General features: G+C 35.6%; 3 protein-coding genes and 1 tRNA gene. 2 read left to right on the forward strand and 2 right to left on the reverse strand.

Features of this window, described 5'->3' with window-relative positions; all coding sequences use genetic code 11:
* The coding region (locus C1642_RS16345; RefSeq protein ID WP_228153948.1) for a S24 family peptidase at positions 1-494 on the forward strand (494 nt) is incomplete at its 5' end.
* 151 nt (positions 495-645) lie between these two features.
* On the opposite strand, the gene C1642_RS16350 is transcribed toward C1642_RS16345, so the two are convergent.
* Together C1642_RS16350 and C1642_RS16355 are read right to left on the reverse strand one after the other, a co-directional pair.
* The gene (locus C1642_RS16350) at positions 646-879 is read right to left on the reverse strand and encodes a transposase (protein WP_000636785.1); all 234 of its coding nucleotides are present in this window, start codon (positions 877-879) and stop codon (positions 646-648) included.
* 173 nt (positions 880-1052) lie between these two features.
* A tRNA-Met gene (locus C1642_RS16355) sits at positions 1053-1129 on the reverse strand.
* A 255-nt stretch (positions 1130-1384) separates the two neighbouring features.
* Here C1642_RS16355 and C1642_RS19755 point away from each other — a divergent pair.
* Positions 1385-2101: exodeoxyribonuclease VII large subunit (locus C1642_RS19755; RefSeq protein ID WP_228153949.1), on the forward strand; the 717-nt coding region annotated here is incomplete at its 3' end.

Genomic DNA, 2101 nt, shown 5'->3' on the forward strand with positions numbered 1-2101 from the left:
TTACTACAGGAAACTCAGAAGACTCTTTTAGAGAGAGTGATGTATTTAGTCCTACTGTCGTGAATAACGATGCAGCAGACCAATATGTCTGGATCGAAGTAGTGGAAGCGAGTTTTTCTTGCGGTACAGGCGAATCAATTGAATTTCATTTTGATGCAATTAACGGAAAAATTCCTTTCCCCGCTTCATTCTTTAAAGAAAAACGTGTTGCTCAGGAATGCATGCGTATTATCAAAGCTAAGGGCGATAGTATGACCGATTACATCAAAGATGGTGATCTGGTCGGTATTGATATTTCTCAAACAGAAGTAATTGATGGTGAAATCTATGCCGTTTATTTTGCTGGTGAAGGCATGATTAAACAAATTTTTAAAGAGGCAGATGGCTCTTTAATTTTGCATAGTTTAAATGAAAAATTTAGAGACCGACGTGTCACCGAAGAGAACGGAAAAAACTTTAAGGTCATGGGGCGTCAGTTCTGGAGAGCAGGTTAATTTAGTTATTAAATATAGCTAAAATAATAATAAGAGCTTTTTAATCACTTTCGTCTTTTTATAACTTTAATTATTTAGCTTTCTTCTCGATATAAAAAAACCTATCTCATTTAAAAGAGATAGGTTTTTTTGCTTTATTACCATGATTTTATCAACAATATGTATTTAAACGATAAAGTTGATTAAACCCAGCATAGAAGCTTTTTCCGTCTTGGTTTAACTCAATTTCTTCACCAGTTTGAAGCTGAATTTTCTTTCCAACCTCAACCCAACGATAACCATCAAGCGAGTTTTGCTTACGGACGTGAGGAACAATCCGCACATTAATTTCATTGCCATTTACGGCTGTGGCGATTTGCCACTCATTTACTATATTCACAATCATTCACTCATCACTGAGCTCATGTGATTTAACGGTATTTAATTAGAACGCTAGATTTAAGGTATGGACAATTCGTCTAGAATTTAATATTTAGCTTGATATAGGGTTATTTATAAGCTAATTGCTTTCCATGATTTCGTATCATGAAAAGTAGTACATCACAGAGCATAATATTTTGGATGCGGGGGTCGGATTTGAACCAACGACCTTCGGGTTATGAGCCCGACGAGCTACCAGACTGCTCCACCCCGCAATTGGAAGTAAGCTTTATACGCTTATATATTCTATAAAGCAAACTTTATTTTTTAATCGGTTGTAATTATTAAAAATTATCTTTTTATTAATTTTTCTTTTTATCCGCTCAAATTAAATAAGCCCCCTCAATTTCAATTTTAACGCTCTAAATTGTTGTATTTATTTTAAACAGAACCCATTATTCATAGACAGCAATTGCCATGCTTGGGTAGCTTTTATACTATCTAGTTTCAACCCATCATTTATAGTTTATATGTCTGATCCTCAGCTCTCTCTCAGTGAATATCTCGGTACAGTGCAGGAAATCATACGCCTGACTTTTGACGAGCCTGTATGGGTGAGAGCGGAAATTCGTAATTTAAATGTTAAAGGTGGACATTATTATTTAGAGCTTGCAGAAAAAGATGCTGACACCGACAAGGTCATTGCAAGCTGTAAAGCAACCATCTGGAAATTTTCAGCCAGTAAAATTGTTCTAAAGTTTGAACGTGAAACAGGTATTGAGTTAGCTAGTGATTTAAACGTTTTAATCAAAATTAGAGCGCGTTTCGATCCACAATATGGATTTTCAGTCAATATTGAAGAAATAGACTCAAGTTTTACACTTGGAGAAATTGCAAAACGTTATCAACAAATTGTAGAACGTTTAACTCAAGAAGGGTTAATACATAAGAACAAACTTCTCCCTACTCCTTTTGATATACAAAATGTATTAGTTATTGCTCCTCAAAATGCTGCGGGTTTAGGTGACTTTAAAAAGGATGCGGATGCTCTTGAGCGAAATAGGGTTTGTCATTTTGTTTATCAAAGTGCGACCTTTCAGGGAAATACGGCTGCCGTCAGTCTTATGGAGTCGTTGGCAACAGGTTTAAAACAATGGGCAAATAATTTTAACTTTCCACCCGACCTGATTGTGATTATTCGTGGTGGCGGTGCTGTAAATGACTTAGCTTACTTAAATGATTATGAG

The organism is Acinetobacter sp. AKBS16 (assembly GCF_002899995.1).
Lineage (GTDB): Bacteria > Pseudomonadota > Gammaproteobacteria > Pseudomonadales > Moraxellaceae > Acinetobacter > Acinetobacter baumannii.